This is a genomic window from Polymorphospora sp. NPDC051019, from assembly GCF_040683055.1.
Lineage (GTDB): Bacteria > Actinomycetota > Actinomycetes > Mycobacteriales > Micromonosporaceae > Polymorphospora > Polymorphospora lycopeni.
This window is the reverse complement of sequence record NZ_JBFBCH010000006.1, coordinates 224,542-242,132: the sequence shown is the minus strand read 5'-3', so window position 1 is coordinate 242,132 and position 17,591 is coordinate 224,542. Positions and strand designations below refer to the sequence as shown.

Here is a 17,591-nt window from a genome sequence, read left to right as displayed (position 1 = left end):
ATCGCCCCGGCACAAGCCGCACCGGACGGACGGCGACCCGCCCACCCGCAGCAAGATCACCGGCGGCCTCGCCGCCCTCGCCTGCGCCGCCTGCTGCCTGATCCCCCTGCTCATCGCGACCGGCGTGGTCACCGCCGCCGGCGCGGCCGTACTCAGGAATGCCCTTCTCGCCGTCTCCGCCGCGCTCACCGTGGCAGCTCTCGGCATGTGGTGGCTGCACCGGCGGCGCGGCACCCGGGCCGCCGCCGGGACCGGTGCCGCCGGCAACTGCGCCGGCAGCGGCTGCGGCTGCGGCTGCGGCTGCTGAACGTACGACCGGGTCACCGGCGGCCGCACCGGGTCGGCGCCGGTGACCGGGGCGCGCCCACCCGTGATCGACGGGACCACCCGCTCCGGGCCGGATCGCGGGCCACTAGGATCGGCGGCGATGAGATCCGGGGCGCCATGGCGGTTGCGGCAACACCTCCGGCGCCTGTGCCTGCTCACCGCCGTCCTCGTCGGCATGATCATCGTTCATCCCGGCATCTGCGGCACCTGCCCGGCCGATCACCATGGCTCCCATCCCGCCGGCTCGGTGACCGTCGTGCTGGAGGCACTCTCCAACCAGCACTGCGCCGCCGACTCGTCGGGCCACGACGTCCAGCGCTGCGCCGCCCTCCCGCCCGGCACCGCGGCACCCGAGACCGCGATCCCCGCCACCCGGTTGCTCCAGTCCGCCCCCGGGGGCACGTCCGGCAGGAGTGTCGGCGAGCCGGCGGTGGGTGCACATCTGCGTCCCAGCCTGATCCGGTTGGCCGTCAGTCGAACGTAGGCAGATCTCCACAAGAGGAGTCGCACCGGCGCGCCCCCCACGCGCCCGCCCCCGCCGGCCCGGCCGGAGATCCTTCTGGAGACCACGATGAACACTTCCAAGCACCCACCCGAACGGCTACGGCCGGTCCGGCCGCGCTGGCCGGTACGGGCGCTGGTCCGGGCGGTCGCCGCCGGGCTCGCGGTCGTCACCCTGGGCACGCCCGCCCTCGCGGTTCCCCCCGAGCCGCCGCCGTCCGGGCACGGAACCGACGGGCCGCCGCTGCTTCGGGACGTACTCGAATCCACCAACCGGGAGTTCGTGAAGGCCAAGGCGGCACTCGAGGAATCCCGCGCCCGGCAACTGCATCTCACCCTCGAGCTGAACAAGGCCGAACACGACCTGGAAGGTCTGAGCGGTCAGGTCCAGGTCATGGGTGCCCAGTCCTACCGGGACGGGCGCCTGCAGGCGGCGGCCGTCATGCTCAACAGCGCCACCCCGGACTCCTTCCTGTCCCGAATGATCATGCTCGAAGAACTGAACATGGTGAACGCGAGGAAGGTCCGCGACCTCAACGCCGCCAGGTCCCGCGCCGAGCAGGCCAAGCAGGCCATCGACGCCGAGGTCGCCCAGCAGCAGCGGCAGCACGCCCTCATGGGCAAGCAGAAACGCGACGCCGAGAAGGAACTCGCACTGCTCGGCGGATCGGGCCTGACCGCCGGCGGACTTGTCGCGGCCGACTCGCCGGTGGCCCGCCCGGCCCCGAACGGTGGCAACGGGAACTGGCCGTCCGAGGCCTGCAACCAGAAGGACCCGACGACCTCCGGCTGCCTGACCCGCCGCACCCTGCACGCGTACAACGAGGTCAAGCGGGCCGGCTTCAACCGGTTCGTCGGCTGTTTCCGCACCGGCGACCGCTGGGAGCATCCGAAGGGACGCGCCTGTGACTGGTCGCTCCAGTCCCGCGGATTCAGTCCCGCCCGCACCACCGACCAGCGGCTCTACGGCAACAACCTGGCCGCCTTCCTGGTCCGCAACGCCGACCAGCTCGGCATCTACTACGTCATCTGGTACAAGCAGATCTGGATGCCGGCGACCGGCTGGCAACCGTACGTCGGAGCCTCGGACCATACCGACCACGTCCACATGTCCATGCTGTGAACGACGACCGCCACGGGGACCCGCCCGGTCCCCGTGGCGGCCGGCCGCCGGGGTCGCCCTTACGGCCGTTGCGTGCAGCGCCCGGCGTCGATGAAGATGAGTGCTGACATGGAATCGCATCGCTGTCCATAGGAGATCGTCATGCGGGTACGAACCATGGTCAGGACCACCGCTGTTCTCCTGGTCGCCTTCGGGGTGGCCGCCGTCCTCGGGTTCACGCAGGCGCAGGAAGCCTGGAACCTGGCGGGATACACCTGGTCCAACTGAGCGCGGTTGGCCCGGCGGACCGTCAGCTGGCCCGCCGGGCCAGACCGCTCAGGGTGGAGATCTCCGCCGGGCCGAGACGGTAGGAGACCTTGCCGGCGTGCACCGTCGCCGAGAGCGAGCGGTAGAACTCCTGCGCGTCCCTGTTCTCCAGGCCGGTCGCCCACTCCATCCGGGTGCAGTCGTGCCGCACGGCGACGGCGGCGACGTGGCTCATCAGGAGAGTTCCCAGCCCGTGGCCACGATGACTCCGGGCGATGTAGAGCTCCTTGAGGTAGAGGGAACTCGTGACGCCGACCGCGGGCCACAGGAAGGTGTAGGACGCGAATCCCACCGGCTCGTCGGTATTCCTGACCAGCAGCACGTCGGCGACGGCGCGGGGGCCGAAGAGAGCCTGCTCGATCTGCGCGATCCGTCGCGCCAGCGGCTCGAACACCGTGTCGCCGTAGAAGCGGCCCATCTCCTCCATCAGGGCGGCGAGGGCCGGGACGTCCGCTGGCGTGGCTGCGCTCACCTGTGGCACGACGGTCCTGCCCTCCCATCGACGAGGTTGTCCAGGAAGCAGGTTACGAGACCCGGCGGGGCCGGGGGCGCCCGTGGCCGCATCGGGCCACGGCGACGTGGTCGGGGGCGGGGGCGTCGTCTCCGACGCCCCCGCCCCCGTGGTGGGCGGTCAGCCGTGGCCGGCGGTCACCGGGTCGGTGCTACCCGGCGTACGTCTCGAACTCGGCGACCCGCGGCGTACCGCTCGCGCTGGTGATCCGGAAGGTGATCTTCTTCAGCGAGGTCGGGGTGAAGCTGACGATGCCCGCCCGGCTGCCGGAGGCCAGGACGGCACCGGTGTCGTGGTTGATGACCTGCCAGTTTCCGATGACGCCCACGGCGCCGGAAGCCTCGCGGATCGAGATCCTGCCGACCCGGGTGGCGGAACCCCACTTCACCGAGATGTCACCGGTCGAACCGGACGGCGACCAGTAGCTGCTCATGTTGCCGTCGATCACGTTGCCGTAGCTCGTCCCGCTGCCCTTGCTGGAGCCGTCGGCGCCGGCGCCGAGGCTGAGGTTGGTTCCACCGGGCTGGGTCGGCCCGGGCGTGGGGGTGGTCGGGCCGGGGGTCGGGGTCGTCGGACCCGGCGTGGGGTTGGTCGGACCCGGGGTCGGGTTGGTCGGCGTGCAGTTGCCGTCCGACACCCGCATGCCCTTGTTGGCGCCGGCCGTCTGGCGGACGATGTCCGGCACGCAGTTCGCCCCGTCGAGGCGGTAGGAGTACGGGATGCTGACGGTGGTGTTGGACTGCGGGTTGGGGCCGGCCGGGTAGTTGTCGCTGCCCTGGCTGGACCAGGTCACGTTGTCGAAGATGTTGCCGGCGACCTGCCAGTAGCCGCGCTCGCTGGTGTAGAAGGTGCCGAGCACGTCCTTGGCGTTCTTGAAGTAGTTGTTCTCCACCTTGGCGCGGCCACCGGCCCGGGAGTTGATGCCGGACTCGTGGATGCCCACGTAGTGGTTGTTGTAGATGTGGGAGATGCCGCCCCGCAGCAGGGGCGTACGGGAGTCGATGTTCTCGTACAGGTTGTTGTGGTAGGTGACGTAGCCGTTCGAGCGGTCGCTCTCACTGGACCCGATCAGGCCACCCCGGCCGGAGTTGCGCAGGATGCTGTAGGACAGGGTCACGTACTGGGTGTTGTCCTTCATGTCGAAGAGGCCGTCGAAGCCCTCCGACTCGCCACCGGAGGCCTCCAGGGTGACGTGGTCGACCCAGACGTTGCGGACGTCGCTCTCCATGCCGATGGCGTCGCCGCCGTTGGACGTGGGGGAACCCGACTTCTTGACGTTCCGGACGGTCACGTTCTGGATGACGATGTTGCTGGCCTCGCGGATGTGGATGCCGATCTGGTCGAAGACGGCTCCGCCACCGACCCCGATGATCGAGACGTTGCTGATCTGCTTGAGTTCGATCACGCCGGCGGCCGTGTTGCAGCTCGAGCCGGACACCTTGGTGGTGTTGCCGTGGTTGATGGTCCCCTCGACCTGGATGATGATCGGGGTACTGCTGCTGGCCCGGTTGCACAGGGCGGCGTGGATCGCGGTTCCCGTGGTGGCCCGTACCGTCTGTCCGCCCCGCCCGCCGGTGGTCCCGCCGTTCTGGGTCGCGTAGCCGGTGACGGTGCCCGTCGCCGCCGACGCCTGCGGCGACGGCAGGGCGACGACGATCGCGCCTCCGACGGCCGCCGTGGACAGCGCCGCCAGGAGTCGCAGTGCGACTGGTCGTCTCATCTCGCCTCTCCTTTGTCTTCGAATGCTCGTTCGCTGATAGCTGCCGGTCAGGTCGGCGGGGCGTAGCGGTCGCCCCGGACCCCGGTGTTCCTGTCGATGAATCGGGTCGACGGCTCGTCGCGGGCACCGTGCCGGGTCCGCCGCTTCGCCGCCCGTGTCGCCGTACACGGTCGGCTCGTGGTTGCGGGCACGGAGTGCCACCCGCGCGGCGATCACCGTCGGGGTGGAGTGATTCGGGGGGTGCCGGCGGCGACGGCGGTCGCCGCTACCGGGACGTTGCGGGTGTCGATCGCGGTGGTGCGGATCGCGGCGGCCGGTCAGCCCCGTGCGGGGTCGTTGTGGCGGCCACCCCGGGCGACGGCGGGCCGAGGTCCGCGCCGACCGCGTCGGCGGGGTCCGCCGGGAACGGTTTGCGTCTCATCAGAATCTCCCATGCTGTGATGGCGGCGCGGACACCGCCGTACTGCCCGCGCCGCTGGTGGCATCGCCCGATATGCCCTCGCCCGGCTCCACAATGAAACATCAATGAAACGCAATCGTAGGAAAGCGGTTTCCATGAATGCAATAGTTACTGTTTGCAGGTTTTTTGCAGTCCGTCCCGGTCGGGACGTGCCGAACCGCGGGTGCGCTGGATCAACACGACGCAGGTCAGCACCACCAGCGCCGCCACGATCGAGGCCGGCGTGACGGCCTCCGCGAGCAGCAGCGCCGACCAGATCAGGGTGAGCACCGGCTGGGCCAGCTGGACCTGGCCGACGTACGCGATGCCGCCCCGGGCCAGGCCGGCGTACCAGGCGAAGAAGCCGAGGAACATGGAGACCACGGTGAGGTAACCGAACGCCGACCAGGCCGCGACGTCGGCGCGCGGGGGAGCGGCGATCGCGGCGACGGCGGTGACGGGAACGGTGACCGGCAGTGCGAGCAGCAGCGCCCAACAGATCGTGCGGGCGCCACCGAGTTCGCGGGCGAGCGCTCCGCCCTCGGCGTACCCGAGTCCACACAGGACGACCGCGGCGAGCAGGAACAGGTCGGCGGCGGACAGTGCGCCGTGGACGGCCCCGCCGGTGGTCAGGAAGGCGAGCACCGCCACCAGGCCGCCGGTGCTCGCGACCCAGAACAGCACCGGTGGCCGCTCGCCGGCCCGCAGCACCGCGAACACGGCGGTCGCCGCCGGCAGTACGGCGATGACGACCGCGCCGCGCGCGGACGGCTGGGTGGTCAGCGCCAGCGAGGTGAACAGCGGGAAGCCGGCGACAACGCCGACGGCGACGACCGACAGCCGCCGCCACTGGTCGCGGGTGGGGCGTGGCGCACCGGTGAGACGCAGGTACGCGAAGGCCAGCAGCGCCGCGCCGACGGCCCGGCCGAAGGCGACGAACCACGGGTCGAGTTGCTGCACGGCGACGCGGGTGGCGGGCAGCGACAGGCTGAACGCGAGCACGCCCAGCGCGCCGAGGGAGAGGCCGGCCGCCCGGTGTGCCGTTACCGTCGTCCGGTCGGTAGCGCTACTCTGTCCATTCATGAATAACGGTAACGCCGCCGATCGCGTTATCCAAGATCTGCGTGCCCTCGTGGCCGCCGCCGAGCCCGGCACCCGGCTGCCGTCGGTGCGCGAGCTGACCGCCCGGCACCGGGCCTCGCCGGTCACCGTCGCCGGAGCGATCCGGCAGGTGGTGGCGGAAGGACTGGTCGAGACACGGTCCGGCAGAGGCACCTTCGTGGCCGCCCCGCCGTACCGGCGCCCCGCTCCCGACCTGTCCTGGCAGACCGTCGCGCTCGGCCCCCGCCGGCCCGGCGAGGAGGAGATGCAGGCGTTACTGGCGTTACCATCCCCGGGGGCGATCCCGCTGTCCGGCGGTTACCCGGACGCCGATCTCCAGCCGGCCGCCGCGCTCGGCGCCGCCCTCGCCCGGGCCGCCCGGCAGCCCGCGTCGTGGCAGCGTGGACCGACCGAGGGACGGGCGGATCTGCGTGCCTGGTTCGCCCGGGAGGTCGGCGCCGGGCTGCGCGCCGACGACATGGTGATCTGCCCCGGCGGGCAGGCCGCCCTGTCGACGGCGCTGCGCGCGCTCGCCGGGCCCGGCGACACCCTGCTCGTCGAGTCCCCGACCTACCTGGGCGCGCTGGCCGCCGGCCGGGCGGCCGGCCTGCGGATCGTCCCCGTGCCCGCCGACGCCGACGGCGTACGACCGGACCAGCTCGCGGCCGCGTTCGCCCGTACCGGCGCCCGGCTGTTCTACTGCCAGCCGTTGCACGCCAACCCGCACGGCGCGACGCTGGCGGGTCACCGCCGGGACCAGGTGGCGCGTGCCGTCCGCGACGCCGAGGCGTTCCTGATCGAGGACGACTACGCCCGCGACCTGACCATCGACGGGCCGGCCCCGTCGCCACTGGCCGCCGACGACCCGGACGGGCACGTCGTCTACCTGCGCTCGCTGACCAAGTCGGCGGCTCCGGGGCTGCGGGTCGCCGCGATCGGCGCCCGTGGCCCGGCCGGAGCCCGGCTGCGGGCGGCCCGGCTGCTCGACGACCTCTACGTCGCCGGCCCGCTGCAGCAGGCCACGCTCGATTTCGTCACCGCGCCCGCCTGGACTCGGCACCGGAAGACCCTGCGCGCCGCGCTGCGCGACCGCCGCGACGCGCTGCTGGCCGCGCTGGACCGTCACGTGCCGGAACTCGCCGGCCAGCCGGTCCCGCGCGGCGGACTGCACCTGTGGGTCCGCCTGCCCGACGGCACCGACGACATCGCACTGGCCGCCGCCGCGGCCGGCGAGGGCGTCGTCGTCTTCCCCGGCCGCCCCTGGTATGCGGCCGAACCCCCGGCCCCGCACCTTCGCCTCACCTATGCCGCGGCGCCACCCGACCTGATCGACGAGGCCGTACGTCGCCTCGCCCGGGCCGTCCACGCGGGAGCGGCACCCTAGCCGTCGCCGCCGCCTACCGGCGCGGTACGGCGGTGGTGAAGTTGCCGACGAGCGCGGTGACCGCCTGCCGGACCGACGCGGGCAGGTCCGACCCGGTGTCGGCGGTGAGCGCGAGGCGGTGGAGCACGCCGACCACCGCCAGCGCGAGCGGGGCGGGCTGAACGGCCGCGGCGAGGCGCCCGAGCCGTTGCTCCTCGGTCAGGTACGCGGTCACCGCGCCCTCGATGGCGTCGATGCCGCTCGTGTCGTCCCCGAGCACCGCGTGGACACGCGCGATCAGGTCCGGTCGTGCGACGAGAAGCCTGGTCAGTGCCATGAGGGCCGCCGGCGGGGTCGCGAGGGCGGCGTCGCACAGGTTCGCGGCGATGTCGCCCGTGCCGGCCCGTTCGGGCAGCGCCGCCGCGTGGGCGGAGACCGAGAAGGTCCGGTCGACGGCGTATCCGGCCAGGAAGTCGTCGAGGTCGGCGAAGTGGGCGTACAGCAGTCCGGTCGCGACGGCGGCCTCGCCGGTGATGGCCCGGCCGTTGAGCCGGCCGGGTCCGTCGCGGACGATCACCCGCTCGACGGCGGCGAACAGGTGCTGCCTGATCTGCGGGATCGCGACACCTCTGGGCATGCCGTCCACCCTATGCGTTCCACGGCGCCCGCCGATCGCCTTGCGTCAAGTATGAGCGGATGCTCATACTGACTTTGAGCATCCGCTCATATCGGTCGAGAGGTGGGAGTGGCAGTGACGGGTGACGCGGACCGCGGCGTACGCGGGAAACGGGTGATCGTCGTGGGAGCCGGCATCGCCGGTCTGGCCACCGCGCTCCGGCTCGCCCGGTCGGGAGCCGACGTGCTCGTGATCGAGCGCGCCCCGCACCGTCGCGGTGGCGGTTACATGGTGAACCTGCTCGGACCGGGTTACACGGCGGCGGAGCGGCTGGGGCTGTTGCCCGCGCTGGCCGACAAGGACCTCGGGCCGTTCACCTCGATCCTGGTCAAGGCCGACGGTCGGGAGAAGTTCACGGTCCCGACCGCGATCGCGCAGGCGGCGCTCGGCCCACGGGCGATCTCGGTCTTCCGTGGCGACCTGGAATCCGTGCTGTACGAGGCGGTGCGTGACATCGCCGAGATCCGGTTCGGCACCACCGTGCGGGCCGTCGCCCAGGACCCCGGCGAGGTACGGGCCACGCTGAGCGACGGCACACCGGAGCGTGCCGACCTGCTCGTCGCCGCCGACGGCCTGCACTCCGGCGTCCGCGAGATCGTGTTCGGCCCCGAGGCGGATTTCCGGGTGGACTTCGGGCACCTGGTGGCCGCGTTCCCGCTCCAGCGGGTCCCGGGCGACGTCGCGGTCGGGAGCGGCACGACGTTCATCGGTCCGGGACGGACCGCGGCGGTGGTCAATTTGGGGCCGGGACGGTCGTCGGCGTTCTTCGCCTACCGCAGCCCCGATCCGTTGTCCGAACTGGCGAGCGGGCCGGTACGGGCCCTCACCGCGGCCTTCGCGGATCTCGGCGGGGGAGTGCCCGACGCCCTCGCCCAGCTCGAGGCCGAGTCGGCCCGCGCCTACTTCGACTCGGTCAGCCAGATCGTGATGGACCGGTGGAGCCACGGCCGGGTCGTCCTGCTCGGCGACGCCGCCTGGTGCGTGACCCTCTTCGCGGGTGCCGGAGCGGCCCTGGCTCTCGCCGGCGCCGACCAACTCGGCACCGCCCTGCGCGAGCACGGCGACGACATCCCGGCGGCGCTGGCCCGCTGGGAGGCGCCGCTGCGCCCCGAGGTGCACCAGCGGCAGGCGCTGGCCCGCAGAGGAATGGCGCAGTACGCCCCACCCAGCAGGGCGCACGTCTGGGTCCGCGATCTGACGATTCGGGCCATCCTTCTTCCCGGTATTCGCGGTTTGGTGCAGCGCCGTATCCAGCGGGCGAACCAATAGTCGCCCGCTAACCGTCCAACCCCTGACGATTTCTCCACCGCTAACACGGCTATATGTCCGGCAAGTTTCCGGATGGGCGCCCGGTGCTGAACATCGACCGGAGTTACGCGCTGTCATATGCTGATGAGTAGCGGCTACCGATGCGTACGGCCGGCGTAATGATCATTGTTTGAGGGCAGGTTCGCGGTGCCCCGGTAGACGATCCGGGCCCGCGGAACCCGGTGCGGAAACCCGCAGGAATGTTCCGGAAAGCCCTTCACCCACGAGGGCTTACACAAAAAGGGGATACCCAGTGAGTGCTGAGACCTTCGAGCGGTACGAGGCGGAGCTCGCCGGCCACCGGGCGGCCTTCGCCGCCGACGAAGCGGTGAACCTGCTGATGTCGCCGTCGTGCGACGAGCGCCTGCTCGTCCGCTGGATGCTGCGCTACAGCGTGCACGGGGTCGCGATGACCGCCCCCGTCGAGTCCTGGATCGCCGGTGCGGGGGAGCGGTGCGCGCAGCTCGGCAACGAGGCCCTGGGCAAGGCGCTGAAGGCGCACGCCCGCGCCGAGGCGGGCCACGACCAGATGATGGTCGACGACGCGCGCGCGATCGCCGCCCGGCTCAACGCGGAGGCGCCCGGCACGGTCGACGTCGAGGCGCTGCTCGCCGAGCCCGCCCTGGCCAGCACCGTTCCGTACATCGAGCTGCACGAGCGGGTGATCGCCGGACCGAACCCGCAGGGGCAGCTCGCCATCGAGTACGAGATCGAGCAGTTGTCGGTCACCATGGCCCCGCACATCCTGCGCAACTGCGAGCGCGTCTTCGGCGGAGACCCGAGCTTCTACAGCTTCCTCGCCGAACACGTCGAGTTGGACGCCGGCCACACCGCGTTCAACCGCCGGCAGTTGCAGGGCGTGCTGGCCGAGTCGCCGGAGGCGCTGCCCACCATGATCGAGGCCGGTCGGACCGCGCTGGCCTGCTACGGGGCCTTCATGGCGGAGTGCCTGCGGCTGGCGCAGGAGGACCTGGGCAAGGTCCCGGTCTCCGCATGAGCGCACCGGTCCGCACGCCCGCCCCCGTCGTCGGCCCGTTGTGGGACGTGGTCGTCGAGCAACAGGGCTGGCACCTGCGCATCCGCCAGCTACCGCTGGCCGCGTGCAACAACACGAGGCTGCTGCAGGAGCTGCGTGCCTTCCGCGCGGAAATCCTCTACGCCGGCGGCCGACGACCGGAGTTCCGCAACCCGGCGGGTCAGTACGTCGACGCCCAGTTGCTGGACTTCGGCGCGTACCACATCACGGCACACGCCACGCCGACCGCGCCAGCCAGCGGCTACATCCGGCTGGTTCCACCCGCTCTGAACGGCCAGTTCCAGAGCCGGGAACTGCTCGGCCCCGACCGGTTCGCCGCCGTTCTGGACCTCCACCGGATTGCCGGGGAGGGCGTCTACGAGCCCAGCCGGCTCGTGGTCGCCGGGTGGGCCCGTGGCCTGGGCCTCGGAGCCGTGCTGAACGCCGGCGCCATCGCCACCGCCCGGGCACTCGGCGCGGCCGGCATCGTCGCCATCTGTGGCATGGACGACGGGCAACACCGTTTCCACCAGCGGTTCGGCTACCGCGTCTGCGCGGGAACCGAGCACTACTCCACCCACTACCAGGACCACGTCTGCGCCATCGTCCATCCTGTCGACGGTCCCGGCGGGGAGTACGCCGACCTCATCGACCAGCTCCACGCAGGCATCGGCTCGGCCGCCGGGCGATGACCGATCCCGGCGGCGGGCGACGGGCCGGACGGTGCCGCCGTCCGGCCCGGGTCCTGATCCTGGTGGGCCGGTCCGGTGCCGGGAAAGTGTCCGCGGCGTCGATCGGTTTCGAGCTGATGAATCACTCAGGAAACCGTCCGCGTCGCTTCGAAATGATATTCGCGGGCGGGACGCGAATGATGTTCGCGACGAAGTTGACCTGTGTATATCCATTAACTGAGATCAATGCAATTGTTTCAAATGACGACTGCGATCGTGTGCGAAAGAATCTTTACTGATAGTGACTTGCCGCATCCCGGCCGGAACACTACGGAATCGCGGCGGCCGATCGACCGCCGCGATTCCGCAGTAGGAGGTCGCACAGATGATCGGATCACAGCCCGCGAACAGGCGCGCGATTCTGCATCGCGCGCTTGTCACGGCAGGCGTCGCCGTACTCGTCGCCGCGTCGCTCACCAGCCCGGCGTCGGCGGCGCCGAACGCCAAGCCGGTCACGCCCGGCGCGGGGCCGGTCGGCGCCGTACCGGGTGGCTTCGCCGACTGGTCGGAGCTGATCGCCGTCCAGAGCAAACTCAACGCCGCCGCCGAGAAGGTGGCAGCGGCCAAGAACGCCGGCTTCGCCGGGATCGTCGCCGCTCCGGAGAACCGCGAGGTGCGGGTCTACTGGAAGAACCCCGGCGCGAGCGTGCGTTCACTGGTCACCGACCTGAACCGCAACGTGCCCGTCAAGCTTTACCCGGCCCGGTTCTCCGAGGCCGAACTGGCTTCCGCGGCCCGCGGCCTCGCCGCCGTACCCAACGTCGTCAACGTCACCCCGGCGGTCGACGGAAGCGGCATCCAGCTCACCGTCGAGGGCAACAGCGCTCAGGTCAGCGCGGCTCCGGCCGTCCGCGACTCCGCCGTGCCGGTCACCATCGTGGCCGGTGGAAAGCCGGTCGCCACCTTCAGCCGGCAGGCCGACACCCCGAACTACTACGGCGGCGGCCGGTTCTGGTCGCCGGGCGGCGGGTGCAGCACCGGCTTCGCGATCCACGTGGGCGGCTCCCAGCAGATGCTCACCGCCGGACACTGCGGCGAGAACGGCCAGACCGTGACCACCGGCGCCAATGTCCCGATGGGCACCATCCACAGCAAGATCGCCTGCCAGGACATCGAGATCATCAACACCGGCTCCTGGGGCCGGGTCTTCACCGGCCCGAACAACTCGTCCACCAGCGTCGCCATCGGCGGCACCGCCGGCAGCTTCGTCGGCAACTGGGTCGTCACCAGCGGATCCACCAGCGGCGAGCACAACAACGTCCAGATCACCGCGGTCAACCTCTACCTGTCCGTCGGCGGCATCCCGTGCGGCTCCGTCGGACCGCTGGTCCAGGCTCGCCAGACCGCCGGCCTGTGCGCGGTCGCTCCCGGTGACAGCGGCGGCCCGGTGATCGCCTACCGCGCCGACGGCAAGGCCGACGCCCTGGGCACCATCACCGCCGGCTCCAACCCCGTTCCGGCCGCCAACTGCCCCGGCACCCTCTTCTCGCCGGGCTACAACTATGTGTACTACATCCCGATCAACGTCTCGCTGGGAAGCTACGGCGCCTCGATCGTCACGAGCTGACCGTCGCACCGACGCACCGGGCCTGTCGGTCCCGCCGACCGACAGGCCCGGTGCCGCGCGTCCGGGCCCGGTGCCGCGCCGACCGGGAGCCGGCGGCGGCGCGGCGCCCGCCCGGCCCGCCGGCCGGGCGACGGCTACGGTGACCGGATGCTGATCGTCGGGATGATGTCGGGAACCTCGTACGACGCCGTCGACGTCGCCGCCGCACGGTTCCGGCGCGACGGCGACACCCTGTGGATGGACCCGCTCGGCACGGTCAGCCAGCCGTTCGACGACGCGCTGCGCGCGGAGATCGCCGCCGTCCTGCCACCCCGGCCGACCACCATCGAGGCGGTCTGCCGGCTCGACACCCGGCTCGGCCAGGTCTTCGCCCGGGCCGCCGCCACCGGCGTCGAACTGGCCGGCGGCGCCGCCGAACTGGTCGTCTCACCCGGACAGACCGTCTTCCACTGGATCGCCGACGGCCGGGCGATGGGGACCCTGCAACTCGGCGCACCCGCCTGGGTCGCGGCCCGGACCGGGCTCCCGGTCCTGTCCGACCTGCGCGGCGCCGACATCGCCGCCGGCGGGCAGGGCGCCCCGCTGGTCCCGGCCTTCGACGCGCTGCTGCTGGCACCCGACCCGGACCGGCCGGCCCCGGCCGGCCCCCGGGCGGCGCTCAACCTCGGCGGCATCGCCAACCTCACCGTCGTCGCACCGGACCGGCCGGTGACCGGGTACGACGTCGGGCCGGCCAACGCGCTCATCGACGCCGCCACCCTCCGCTACCACGCGGCGCCGTACGACCACGACGGCCGATTCGCGGCGGCCGGCACCGTCGACCCGGAACTGCTCGCGCTGCTGCTCGCCGAGCCCTACCTGAGCCGGCCGGCGCCCAAGTCGACCGGCAAGGAACTCTTCCACGCCGGCTACCTCGACGACCGCCTGGCGGCCCACGGCCACCCGGTCCGGCCCGACGACGTCATCGCCACCCTCACCGAGCTGACCGCGTGTACGGTCGCCGCCGAATGCGACCGGCACGGCGTCGTCGAGGTGGTGGCGGCCGGCGGCGGGGTCCGCAACCCGGTGCTCATGCGCCGGCTGCGCGACCTCGGGGCCGGCCACCGGGTGCTGCGCACCACCGACGACTGGGGGATACCGGCCCAGGCGAAGGAGGCGTACGCGTTCGCGTTGCTGGGCTGGCTGTCCGCGCACGGGCTGCCGGGCGCGCTGCCGTCGGTCACCGGGGCCGGCGCCGCCGCCGTACTCGGCTCGTGGACGCCGGGGCCGCCGCCGGGCCGGCCGGTCCGGCCCGGCCCACCGCCGCGGCGGCTACGGATCGGGACCTGACCCCGGCGGCGGGACGGGCGTCTGGCGCGGCCGGCCCCGGACGCCGAGGATGGTGGTGACCGCGTGCGGTCGGAGGACGACGAGACCGTGGAGGCCGCCGTGCAGGTCGTCGACTCACACGTGCACTTCTGGGACCCGGCGCGGATGGACTACCCGTGGCTGGCCGCCGTACCGGCGCTGCACCGCCCCTACCGGCCATCGGACCTCGACACGGGCGGGCACGAACTGGCCGCCGCGGTCTTCGTCGAGGCCGGGCGCGCCGACGGCGACGCCGCCCGCGAGGTCGACTGGGTCGAGGAACTGGCCGCCGACTGGCCCGTGCTGCGGGCCGTCGTCGCGCACGCGCCACTCGAACAGGGTGCCGCCGCGGCACCGCGCCTCGCCGAACTGGCCGGACGCCCCCTGGTCCGCGGCGTACGCCGCAACGTGCAGGACGAGCCCGCCGGCTTCGCCACCACCGACGCCTTCGTCACCGGTGTCCGCTCCCTCGCCCGGTACGGCCTCACCTTCGACCTGTGCGTACGGCACCACCAACTGGCCGAGGTCACCACCCTGGCCCGCCGGGCGCCCGACGTCACGATCGTGCTGGACCACCTGGGCAAGCCGCCGGTCGCCGCCGCCCGACCCGGCCCGTGGCGGGCCGACCTGGCCCGGCTGGCGGCGGCACCCAACGTGGTGTGCAAGCTGTCCGGCCTGGCCACCGAGGCCGCACCCGGACACACCACCGCCGACCTCGTGCCCTACCTGGCACACGCGCTGGCCGTGTTCGGCGCCGACCGCTGCATGTTCGGCGGCGACTGGCCGGTGTCGACCCTCGCCGTCACCTATCCGGACTGGCTCGGCGTCGTGACCGCCGCGCTGGCCGGCCGCCCGGAGTCCGAGCGGTCCGCGGTGTTCGGCGGCACCGCCCGCCGCGTCTACCGCTTCGGAAGCTGACCGGGAAGCGTCAGTGGCCCGGGCCGGCGGAATCCGGGTCGAGTTCCCGCAGCCGGGCCGCGACCTCCGCCGCCTCCGGGGTGCCCAGCGCGGCATAGCCGTCGAGCGCCACCCTCCAGTGGGTACGGGCGGCCGCGGGCTCGCCGAGCGCGGCCCGGGCCCGGGCGATTCCGTCGTGGGCGCGCGCCCGCTCGAACGGCTCGCCGAGACCGGTGGCCAGCGTGAGCGCCCGCTCGTGGTGTGCGGCCGCCTCGACGGGGTTCCCCAACGCGCACAGGCTGTTCCCGACGCCGTTGAGCATCTCGGTCTCACCGTGCTGGTCGTCGAGGTCACGGGCGATCGCCAGCGCGGCACGGTAGGTCGTGAGCGCCTCGGTGTCGTTGCCCAGCGCGTGATAGGTGGAACCGAGGTTGCCCAGTGTCCGGCCCGCGCTGATCCGGTCGCCGGTCTCGTCGGCGATGGCGAGCGCCTGCCGGTGGTGGTCGATCGCCTCCTCGAACCGTCCCATCCGTTCGAAGGTCGCCCCCAGGTTCCCCAGCGTGAGCCCCTCACCCGCGCGGTCGCCCAGTTCGCGGGTGATGTCGAGATCCTGCCGGTAGTAGCCGATCGCCTCCTCGTAGCGGCCCAGCCGCCAGCAGACGTTGCCGAGGCCGCTCAGGTTCGCGCTCTCGGCGGGCCGGTCGTCGAGCGTCCGGCAGACCGCCACCGCCTGTTCGTGGCACTCCAGGGCCTCCTCGTAGCGGCCCAGCCACAGCAGGATGTTGCCGAGGTGACCGAGGGTCCGGCCCTCGACCCGTTCGTCGCCGGTGGCCCGGGCCCCGCTCAGGGCCTGCCGGAGGTGGTCGACGGCGTCGTCGTAGCGGCCGAGCCGGAAGCTCGTGACACCGAGGTCGCTCAGCGCCCGGGCCCGCCGGACCGGGTCCTCGCTCCGGCTCGCGAGCAGGTGGACGATCCCGGCGTCCTGGTGGTGCGCGCCGAGGTCCAGGTAGCGGAAGAGCAGCCCGGACAGGTCACTGGGGAACTCGGGTACATCATGGCCGTTCGGCTGCTCCACCGCGTACCGCGCCGCCGCGAGCAGGTTGGTGCGGGTCCGGTCCAGCCAGTCGCCGGCGGTCGACCGGTCGGCGAACGCGGGTACCGGCACGCCCGGGTCCGGTACCGCCGGTCGCCGGTGCCCCTCGTGCGGCGCGTACCGGTCCATGGCCCGCGCCGCCGCGTAGCGGTAGTGGCCGAGCAGCCTGGTCAGCGCGGCCCGCCGGGCACTGGCCGGGTCCCCGTCGCGGGCGCGCTGCCCGGCGTAGATCCGGACCAGGTCGTGAAGCTCGTACCGGCCGGCCGCCGGTCGACGCAGCACGGTGGCCGTGACCAGCGCGTCGAGCCGGCGGGTCGCGGTGGTCACGTCGGTGTCGGCGAGCGCCGCCGCGGCGTACTGGTCGAGATCGCGGCCGGGATGCAGCGCGACGAGCCGGAGCAGCCGCTGCTGCTCGGCCGGCAGCCCCTGATAGGACAGCGCCAGCGCGACGTCCACGCCACGGTCCAGGCGGAGCGTCCGGCGTTGCTCGACCAGCCGCTCCAGGTGGTCTTCGAGGGTCCACTCCGGGTCGACGCGGATCCGGCCCGCCAGCAGGCCGAGCGCGAGCGGCAGGTGGCCGAGCTGCTCGGCGATGCGGGCGGCGGTGTGCGGCGCGGCGTCGATCCGGTCGGGGCCGGCCGCCCGGCGCAGGAACGCCAGCGCCTCGTCCGCGGTGAACACGTCCAGCCGTACCCGGTGGGTGACCCGCAGGCCGGTCAGTTCGGCCCGGCTGGTGACCAGGGTGAGGCCGGCCGGGCGGTCGGGCAGCAGCGGCCGGACCTGTTCGGCGCTGGCGGCGTTGTCGAGCACCACCAGCGCCGGCCGGTCCGCCAGCATCCGCCGGAACTCCGCCGTCCGGCCGGCCAGATCGAGGCCGTGGATCCGGTCGCCGGGCACCCCGAGCCGGCGCAGGAATGTGTCCAGCACCGCCGCCGGGTCGGCCGGCGGCAGTTCGGGATCGTAGCCGCGCAGGTCCACGACCAGCTGCGGGTCGCCGTACCGGCCGGACCGGAGCAGCCGGTGCGCGGCATGGACGGCGAGCGCGGTCTTGCCCACTCCGGCCATGCCCTCGATCACCACGATTCCGGGACCGGGGTCACGCAGCCTGTCGAGTTCGTCGTCGCGTCCGCTGAACTCGGCGAGGTCGGCCGGAAGCGTCTCCATCGCGGGTACCACGACCGCGTCGCCGTCCCCGCCGGTGATCGCCCGGTATGCCTGCCGCCACCCGCCGGCCGCCGCGGCGTCGCCGACCTGGTCACGCAGCACCGCCGCGATCTCCTCGACCAGCTCCACGTCGAGCCGGCTGCGGCCGGGCTGCAGTGATCGGTAGACGGTGTTGTAGGCCGGCAGCTCCGGCACGCCGCGCCGGCGGCGGGACCGGACCACCCGGCGGTGCAGCTCCCGGTAGGACAGGCCCGACCAGGCGTGCAGCCGGCGCAGCCGCCGGACCAGCTCGTCGAGGGTACGCGCACCGGCGGGGCCGGGCGGGGGATCGGGGACCGGCTGAGCCTGATCGGCTTTCTGGACCGCCACCCCGCCATTGTCGGCGATCCCGCTGGAGCCGCG

16 protein-coding genes are annotated in these 17,591 nt (G+C 72.7%); 11 read left to right on the top strand and 5 right to left on the bottom strand.

Annotation, left to right across the window (positions count from 1 at the left end; translation table 11 throughout):
• Positions 1-124: 124 nt before the first annotated feature.
• From AB0M79_RS14215 to AB0M79_RS14200, 4 genes are all read left to right on the top strand, one after another.
• A complete protein-coding gene (locus tag AB0M79_RS14215; protein ID WP_364212537.1) occupies positions 125-307 on the top strand; it encodes a hypothetical protein in 183 nt (60 codons plus the stop codon).
• A 120-nt stretch (positions 308-427) separates the two neighbouring features.
• Positions 428-811 carry a hypothetical protein gene (locus AB0M79_RS14210; protein ID WP_364212534.1) on the top strand — a complete coding sequence of 128 codons (384 nt, stop codon included), beginning with the start codon at positions 428-430 and terminating at the stop codon, positions 809-811.
• Between the two features lie 87 nt (positions 812-898).
• Positions 899-1,951, top strand: a complete 1,053-nt coding sequence (locus AB0M79_RS14205; RefSeq protein WP_364212531.1) for a hypothetical protein — start codon at positions 899-901, stop codon at positions 1,949-1,951.
• 141 nt (positions 1,952-2,092) lie between these two features.
• Positions 2,093-2,218, top strand: a complete 126-nt coding sequence (locus AB0M79_RS14200; protein WP_364212528.1) for a hypothetical protein — start codon at positions 2,093-2,095, stop codon at positions 2,216-2,218.
• A 22-nt stretch (positions 2,219-2,240) separates the two neighbouring features.
• Here AB0M79_RS14200 and AB0M79_RS14195 read toward each other — a convergent pair whose 3' ends face one another.
• From AB0M79_RS14195 to AB0M79_RS14185, 3 genes are all read right to left on the bottom strand, one after another.
• Positions 2,241-2,729: a GNAT family N-acetyltransferase gene (locus AB0M79_RS14195; protein WP_364212525.1), complete on the bottom strand. Its 489-nt coding sequence runs from the start codon at positions 2,727-2,729 to the stop codon at positions 2,241-2,243.
• A gap of 190 nt (positions 2,730-2,919) precedes the next feature.
• On the bottom strand, positions 2,920-4,488 hold the full coding sequence (locus AB0M79_RS14190) for a polysaccharide lyase family 1 protein (RefSeq protein ID WP_364212522.1): 1,569 nt from the start codon (positions 4,486-4,488) through the stop codon (positions 2,920-2,922).
• 568 nt (positions 4,489-5,056) lie between these two features.
• Positions 5,057-6,010: a DMT family transporter gene (locus AB0M79_RS14185; protein ID WP_364212519.1), complete on the bottom strand. Its 954-nt coding sequence runs from the start codon at positions 6,008-6,010 to the stop codon at positions 5,057-5,059.
• Here AB0M79_RS14185 and AB0M79_RS14180 point away from each other — a divergent pair.
• Positions 6,009-7,412 (top strand): PLP-dependent aminotransferase family protein, encoded by a 1,404-nt coding sequence (locus tag AB0M79_RS14180; RefSeq protein ID WP_364212516.1) that lies wholly within the window; start codon positions 6,009-6,011, stop codon positions 7,410-7,412. The two genes, AB0M79_RS14185 and AB0M79_RS14180, sit on opposite strands and share 2 nt — an antisense overlap.
• Before the next feature lie 13 nt (positions 7,413-7,425).
• Here AB0M79_RS14180 and AB0M79_RS14175 read toward each other — a convergent pair whose 3' ends face one another.
• On the bottom strand, positions 7,426-8,028 hold the full coding sequence (locus tag AB0M79_RS14175) for a TetR/AcrR family transcriptional regulator (RefSeq protein ID WP_364212513.1): 603 nt from the start codon (positions 8,026-8,028) through the stop codon (positions 7,426-7,428).
• A gap of 114 nt (positions 8,029-8,142) precedes the next feature.
• Between AB0M79_RS14175 and AB0M79_RS14170 the strand changes: the two genes are divergently transcribed.
• The 6 genes from AB0M79_RS14170 to AB0M79_RS14145 all read left to right on the top strand — a co-directional run bounded on the left by AB0M79_RS14170 (position 8,143) and on the right by AB0M79_RS14145 (position 14,953).
• Entirely contained in the window at positions 8,143-9,336 is a 1,194-nt protein-coding gene (locus tag AB0M79_RS14170; RefSeq protein WP_364212510.1) for an FAD-dependent oxidoreductase, read from the top strand.
• A gap of 292 nt (positions 9,337-9,628) precedes the next feature.
• Positions 9,629-10,372, top strand: coding sequence for an iron-containing redox enzyme family protein (locus tag AB0M79_RS14165; RefSeq protein ID WP_364212507.1), 744 nt, complete (start codon positions 9,629-9,631; stop codon positions 10,370-10,372).
• On the top strand, positions 10,369-11,082 hold the full coding sequence (locus tag AB0M79_RS14160) for a hypothetical protein (protein WP_364212504.1): 714 nt from the start codon (positions 10,369-10,371) through the stop codon (positions 11,080-11,082). The genes AB0M79_RS14165 and AB0M79_RS14160 overlap by 4 nt, the downstream gene beginning before the upstream one ends.
• Before the next feature lie 364 nt (positions 11,083-11,446).
• Positions 11,447-12,688 carry a hypothetical protein gene (locus tag AB0M79_RS14155; RefSeq protein WP_364212501.1) on the top strand — a complete coding sequence of 414 codons (1,242 nt, stop codon included), beginning with the start codon at positions 11,447-11,449 and terminating at the stop codon, positions 12,686-12,688.
• A 147-nt stretch (positions 12,689-12,835) separates the two neighbouring features.
• Positions 12,836-14,017, top strand: a complete 1,182-nt coding sequence (locus tag AB0M79_RS14150) for an anhydro-N-acetylmuramic acid kinase (protein ID WP_364212498.1) — start codon at positions 12,836-12,838, stop codon at positions 14,015-14,017.
• A 63-nt stretch (positions 14,018-14,080) separates the two neighbouring features.
• Positions 14,081-14,953: an amidohydrolase family protein gene (locus AB0M79_RS14145; protein ID WP_364212495.1), complete on the top strand. Its 873-nt coding sequence runs from the start codon at positions 14,081-14,083 to the stop codon at positions 14,951-14,953.
• A gap of 10 nt (positions 14,954-14,963) precedes the next feature.
• On the opposite strand, the gene AB0M79_RS14140 is transcribed toward AB0M79_RS14145, so the two are convergent.
• The gene (locus tag AB0M79_RS14140) at positions 14,964-17,558 is read right to left on the bottom strand and encodes a tetratricopeptide repeat protein (RefSeq protein WP_364212493.1); all 2,595 of its coding nucleotides are present in this window, start codon (positions 17,556-17,558) and stop codon (positions 14,964-14,966) included.
• Positions 17,559-17,591: the final 33 nt, after the last annotated feature.